The sequence below is a fragment of the Moorena sp. SIO1F2 genome (assembly GCF_010672755.1).
Classification (GTDB): domain Bacteria; phylum Cyanobacteriota; class Cyanobacteriia; order Cyanobacteriales; family Coleofasciculaceae; genus Moorena.
Window position 1 is genome coordinate 1 of record NZ_JAAHFV010000370.1, and the last position, 6,105, is coordinate 6,105.

A 6,105-nucleotide genomic window follows, 5' to 3' on the forward strand; every position below is an offset into this window, starting at 1 on the left:
TCTCTCCCTACAGGTGCCACTGATGCCAGCCTTACTCCCTACCATGTAGACCGGGGTAAGCAGTTTATTGATGAACACTTTGGTAATCACCTGCTGATTGATACTAAGCAGATTAAGCACAATATTGAATTAACCCGTTTCCCAGTACCTGATGATCAGGATCATCAAGACACGGTTAACTATCCTGGTTTAGTCAGAGCAGCAGATTTGATTGGTCAGCTGGCTGATCCCCGCTACTTACAAAAAATTAGTGCCTTGTTCTACGAGTTTGAAGAAATCGGGAAAAATCAGATTTTAGGCTATCGTAATCCCGGTGATTTGCGCCGGAACTACCCAAACTTTTACTGGAATGTTGTCTATCCTTATATCAAACCCGCATTGCCCTACCTAGACCGAAGCCTTTCTGGTAAACAAATCCTGGCTAATCTCTATGCCAATGTCTTTCGAGTAGAACACCAATCCCAGCCTAAAGCAATCTTCAGCCATCCCTGTCGCTATAGTCAAACTACAGCACAATTATGTACAGCATGATCACTGTAAAAGGCAAATCATCAAGGCAAATCATCAATGGCGGTTTTGTCTAAAGTTAATTTAAAATTGACCATTGATCATTGACAATTAACAATTAACAATTAACAAATGACCAATGAAAGCCATTTTAATGACTGCTCCTGGTACACCTGAAGTGCTACAACTTCAGGATGTACCAGCTCCCAAAATTAAAAACGACACAGAAATCCTGGTGCGTCTTCACGCTGCTGGTGTTAATCCCATTGACACCAAACTGCGGCGTAGAGGCACCTTTTACCATGACCAAATGCCAGCTATCCTAGGCTGCGATGGTGCTGGTGTGGTAGAAGCTGTTGGTGCTGGTGTCCAGAAATTCCAGGTGGGTGATGAGGTATATTTCTGTGCTGGGGGATTAGGATTATCTGGTACGGGTAACTATGCCGAACTAGCCGTTGTTGATCAGTCCTTAGTTGCCCACAAGCCTAAATCCCTCTCCTTCCCTGAAGCGGCTGCTGCTCCTCTAGTACTGATCACTGCCTGGGAATCATTGTATGACCGAGGACGGTTGGAAGCAGGACAAAAGGTGCTGATTCAGGCAGGTGCTGGTGGTGTTGGTCACGTTGCTATTCAGCTAGCTAAGCTCAAAGGTGCTGAGGTTTGTACTACTGTCGGTTCTCAAGAAAAAGCTAGATTAGTGCGTCAGTTAGGTGCTGACTATCCTATCCTTTACAAACAAACTAGCTTTGTGAAAGCTGCCTTGGATTGGACTGGGGGAGAGGGAGTAGATTTGGCGTTCGATACTGTGGGCGGTAAAACCTTTTATGACACCTGTGAAGCAGTGCGGGTATATGGCGATATTGTGACTATCCTCCAACCAGACCCAGCCGAAGGTAATTTGAAGACAGCGCGATCGCATAATTTGCGCATCAGTCTAGAACTCATGCTCACCCCAGCCTTGAAAGGACTCACTACAGCTCAACAGCACCAAACCGAGATTCTCCAGCAGTGTGCTAATTGGATTGATGAAGGTAAACTGAAAATTCACCTCAGCCAACGGTTTCCCCTCAAAGAAGCTGCTGCTGCTCACAACGCTATCGAAGCTGGTTCCATGACAGGTAAGGTGGCACTACTTATCCAATAAAGACAATAGTCACTATTACAACTAATCCCTAATAATTGCTTAAGGGTTATTGGTTTCTGTAAACCTATAACCCTGATTTGCTTAGGTGCGCGCCTCCTAGGGCGAGTAAATCGCTCTTGGGTCACACCTTTATATGCGGACGAAAGGACTTGAACCTTCACGTCTTGCGACACTAGAACCTAAATCTAGCGCGTCTACCAATTCCGCCACGTCCGCGTACTGTGCGATTTATATTATAGCATATATTTTAGCTTTTATTGCAACTGCTGGGGAAAATTTTCCCAAATCCCCCTTAAAAAGTCCCTTTATCACCTACACCTCAACTCTCACCCCGCCCCGGAAAGCAATATACCCTTCAATGGGTTTCGCCTTCTCCTTGGTGCTCGGGTAATACCAGGCTGCATAGCTTATTCAAAAGCACCATCTGTAGCACCATCTGTAGCCCATAGGCTGATACGCGACACGCTGATAGCACCATCTGTAGCACCATCTGTAGCCCATAGGCTTACCTGCCATAGATGATAATCGCAATTGAAGGCTAGAATCCAGTCAGGAATAGTTGCCTCGCAATTAAACCCCTAAAAATAGGTATAAATCGGTATTTAATCCTATAAAATGGACATTGACATTTGACTAGCGCTAGAGTATCATTGAAGTAATTGACTCAGGTTTGACGATGCCCAAAAAAGTAGGAATGACCAAGAAAATATCAACCCAGATTGTCCCTGTAGTAGGGATGACTGAGTCGGTTGAACTTGAGTTGTTGTCCACGATGAAGAAATTGGGCATTGTCAGGTCTGAATCCTACAACAAGCTAGGCAGCATAAGTCATTGGGAACTTGATTGGAAAAAAGCTTACCCAAAAGTTAGGAGTTTTAGGACTCCTGAATCCTTGGGACTACCTTCCAAATTGATGGAATGGACTGTAAGCGATGTAGCCAAAGCCATTACGGCTCAGCAGGCAGCTTGCACCGAAGCGGTAATTAAAAAGGTTTACAAAAGGTTTCCTGGAAAAGATAACCAGAACGAACGGAAGGAACTTTGCAAACAACTTAAGACTTTAGCCTTTCTGGACACGCCACTTCTCCACAGACTTGTTAGGAAGGAGTTTCAGCGGGGACATTCTTGGGGTAAAAACCAGATAGTTTATCAACAAGTAGGTTATAAGTGTAAAAAGCTTTCCCGTAATACTTACCAGTTAGAACTAGCTGGACTCACTAGAGGGAAAAGGAACAGGATAGTTGTTAGGTCTAATCGTACAATAAAAGGCCAGATCAGACTGATATATAACCAACTTTTGCCAAGATTTGAGATTCACTTTCTAGTAGATCATGGAACTGTAGAAATTAAATCTGAACGTCGGAGTCTAGGAGTAGACAAGGGTTACACTGAGGCTTTCTATGACTCAGAGGGGCAAGCTCACGGAAAAGAACTAGGGGAAGTAACCACCCAGAAACAGAAACGAATATGTGCAAAAAACCGAAACAGAGGGAAGCTTTGGGCACTTCATAGAAAACTAGAAAAAATCGACCAGGCCAAATCAGCTCGAATATTAGAAAATAATCTGACCAGAAAAACCGAAAATCGCCGCTACAGAAAAAATCAATCAGAACTGACGGCGATAATAGGAGCAGCCTCTAAGTCTCTTTTTAATGGGGAATCTTTAAAGGTTTTTGCGGAAGATTTAACACAACCGTACCGAAATAAGCGTCAGTCTAAGGCCGTGTCCCGCAAACTCAATAGTTGGATGAAAGGAGTTATGCGGGATTCTTTGCAGAAATGGGCTGATTGGACTGGCTCGGTTGTCACAGAAGTTCAACCTAGTTACACGTCGCAAATTGACTCTAGGAATGGAACCCTGTTGGGGAAAAGGACTGGGGACAATTTTACCGGATTTGATGGGGTCGTGTTACAGGCTGATTGCAATGCTGCCAAGAACATCCTTGCTCGCGGTACCGACAAGGAAATAACTCGGTACATGAATAAAACCGAGGTTCAAGCAGTGTTGTTGCGTCGTACCGCGCGTTTCTTGAAAGGGATGGGGCTTAGCCTGCTAGATGCAGTCGAGCTTGGTTGGCTTGATTGTAAGCATACCTTGGCTAAGGCTTTCAAGCAACTCCTCAACGGGATTTGAGGAATGCCTAGAAAGACGGGTGGAAGGTTCAACTCCAATTACTGTATAACCACCCCTCACTCAGGCAACAATACATTGCACCTTGACCGTTTTGTACGGGTTTATCCCGATTAATTACGGTTTAAGAGTATCCCAATCCACCTCAGCCAAATCCATAGTTTGGTTAATTGTTCGCATCCTATTTCGACGAGCCCATTAGTAAACTATTATAACTGGAGACCGCAAGTCAATATGTCTTTCACTGCTAGTGTCATTTCAGCAAAAGAATGGGGAGCTAAACCCCCAAAAAAATGGCCAGATACCACTCGACCACGATATATTATTATTCACCATACTGCTACTCCCAATGCCCCGAATGATCTATCGAAAGGAACCTTATGGGGATCCAGAAGTTTGGCTAGGAGTATTCAAAAATCCCACATGGATGGTTTTGGCTGGGATGACTCAGGTCACAACTTTTTGAATACCACCGGTGGATATTTACTCGAAGGTAGACAGAGTTCCTTATCAGCGATTAAAAAAGGACGTTCTGTCAGCTCTGCTCATGCTGGTAGTACTCTAGGTAACCAGTCACCCGGAATTGAAAATGAAGGCACCTTTATCAGCTACCGGATGAATGCCAAACAATGGAAAAGTTTGGTAGATTTATGTGTTTCGATTTGCAACACTACCAAGATTAGCCCAGACAATATTAAAGGACATCGAGACTTTTCACCAACCCAATGCCCTGGGGACTGGTTATACAGTCAATTGCCTCGGTTGCGCCGAGAAGTTCGTCAGCGCCTTGACTCATCAGTTGAAGACTATCTCAGAGAAGGAGACACTGGTCTGAAAGTCAAACAGCTACAGCAATCCCTCCAAACTAAAGGGTTTAGTCCCGGCCCAGTTGATGGCATTTTTGGTCCTGCTACCACCAAAGCAGTAATTTCCTTTCAGAAGTTTGAGGGACTCAATCCCAATGGATTAGTGGGATCAAAGACCTGGGAAGCACTGAAAAGTTCTTCTAAACCATCAGAGAAATCTCCTTCTAAACCAGGTAACCAGAACCGCAAGCCTGTGGTTATCCTGAACACCTACAAGTATTATCGTGGCTTACCTCACCAAAAACAAGCGATTGAGTGGCTACAAAAACAACTACCAAAAGAAGTCTTGGAAGAGTTTTCAGAAAGATGGCGTAACGATCAACCCTCATCTGCCTATCTTCCTTTAATTCAAGGAGCAGTTGGATCAGAAGTAGAGGAACTACAGCAGCTGCTCCAAACCCAAGGATTTTATTCTGGTGCAACGGATGGTGATTTTGGATCTCGGACAAAATCTGCTGTGATTGCTTATCAGAAAGCGAAAGGATTATATGCTGATGGGATTGTAGGTTCTATAACTTGGTCTACTTTGAATCTTGACTAATGGTAATGGGTAATTTTGAATTGGTAATTGCTAGTTTACGATGACCCATTAACCATTAATCTATACAAGAGGTGCGACCCGTGGCGAATTTAATTCGCCAAGGTCAAGCGCACCTATTAATTTATCAAAAAACGGGAGGCTAACAAAGTAATTATTTAGCCTCCTTTATCTAGGTATAAAAGCGGTATTTAAGCTAGGGTTTCATAACTATTAACATAATTAAACGTAATTATATTAATAGTTACATTTGTGACGTTTATAAAAATCTTGATATTAACCGTTTACCCTTGTATAATATAGCACTAAGCATTAAAGTTAGGATATTGATACAAGCAGCAAAAGCTGTTGTAGTCAACTTTTTCCTCTTGCCTCTTGTCTCTTGCCTTGCGCGTAGCGCTATACCTGATCTTAACAGTCAAGTTTAATTGTATATAACTACTTGAATCGAATATTTCTGATCTTATCGATCTATTCGGAAAACAGGTTGGTACTGTCGCAGACACGACCTCTGCCAGATATATGAATCAACAGCCAGTCAAGCTAATTGAATTTGAGCAGCTGGAAGATGCATACAAAGCTCTCAAAGCGGGGCAAGTGCAGGCTCTAGTTTATGATTCACCAACGTTACTTTACCAAACGTCACAAAACCGAGAATACCAGATTGTAGGTGAGTTGTTTGCTGAACAAGACTACGGCATAGTTTTGCCTCAAGGTAGCCATTATCGTGAGCCAATCAACCGAATTATTTTGCAATTACAGGAAGACGGAGAACTGACCAACCTAGAGCAAAAGTGGTTTCCTTCTAACCAGTAAGATTAGGTATGCTTAATCACGTACAATCTGGTATTCTCGGTTTTGTGACGTTTGGTAAAGTAACGTTGGTGAATCATAAACTAGAGCCTGCACTTGCCCCGCT

At 43.3% G+C, this 6,105-nt stretch carries 5 protein-coding genes, 1 tRNA gene and 1 pseudogene; 5 read left to right on the forward strand and 2 right to left on the reverse strand.

Annotated features, from left to right (window positions below; all coding sequences use genetic code 11):
* Both F6J94_RS28425 and F6J94_RS28430 read left to right on the forward strand, forming a co-directional pair.
* Positions 1–531 (forward strand): annotated as a pseudogene (locus F6J94_RS28425) (metal-dependent phosphohydrolase); the annotation flags it as partial.
* Between the two features lie 115 nt (positions 532–646).
* Complete coding sequence (locus tag F6J94_RS28430; protein WP_293046593.1) at positions 647–1,651, forward strand: zinc-dependent alcohol dehydrogenase family protein; 1,005 nt, start codon at positions 647–649, stop codon at positions 1,649–1,651.
* A 134-nt stretch (positions 1,652–1,785) separates the two neighbouring features.
* Here F6J94_RS28430 and F6J94_RS28435 read toward each other — a convergent pair.
* Positions 1,786–1,867: transfer RNA gene (locus F6J94_RS28435), tRNA-Leu, on the reverse strand.
* Positions 1,868–1,963: 96 nt separating this feature from the next.
* On the reverse strand, positions 1,964–2,062 hold the full coding sequence (locus F6J94_RS34480; RefSeq protein ID WP_293022106.1) for a DUF427 domain-containing protein: 99 nt from the start codon (positions 2,060–2,062) through the stop codon (positions 1,964–1,966).
* A gap of 265 nt (positions 2,063–2,327) precedes the next feature.
* On the opposite strand from F6J94_RS34480, the gene F6J94_RS28440 reads away from it, so the two are divergent.
* The 3 genes from F6J94_RS28440 to F6J94_RS28450 all read left to right on the forward strand — a co-directional run bounded on the left by F6J94_RS28440 (position 2,328) and on the right by F6J94_RS28450 (position 6,002).
* Complete coding sequence (locus tag F6J94_RS28440; protein WP_293022041.1) at positions 2,328–3,785, forward strand: zinc ribbon domain-containing protein; 1,458 nt, start codon at positions 2,328–2,330, stop codon at positions 3,783–3,785.
* 231 nt (positions 3,786–4,016) lie between these two features.
* Positions 4,017–5,189, forward strand: coding sequence for an N-acetylmuramoyl-L-alanine amidase (locus tag F6J94_RS28445; RefSeq protein ID WP_293022039.1), 1,173 nt, complete (start codon positions 4,017–4,019; stop codon positions 5,187–5,189).
* A 462-nt stretch (positions 5,190–5,651) separates the two neighbouring features.
* Positions 5,652–6,002, forward strand: a complete 351-nt coding sequence (locus F6J94_RS28450) for a transporter substrate-binding domain-containing protein (protein ID WP_366514131.1) — start codon at positions 5,652–5,654, stop codon at positions 6,000–6,002.
* Positions 6,003–6,105 lie beyond the last annotated feature (103 nt).

Excerpts from the sequence above, each read along its gene's own strand:
- F6J94_RS28445 (WP_293022039.1), top strand. The coding sequence starts at position 4,017 with ATGTCTTTCACTGCTAGTGTCATTTCAGCAAAAGAATGGGGAGCTAAA.
- F6J94_RS28440 (WP_293022041.1), top strand. The coding sequence starts at position 2,328 with ATGCCCAAAAAAGTAGGAATGACCAAGAAAATATCAACCCAGATTGTC.
- F6J94_RS28430 (WP_293046593.1), top strand. The coding sequence starts at position 647 with ATGAAAGCCATTTTAATGACTGCTCCTGGTACACCTGAAGTGCTACAA.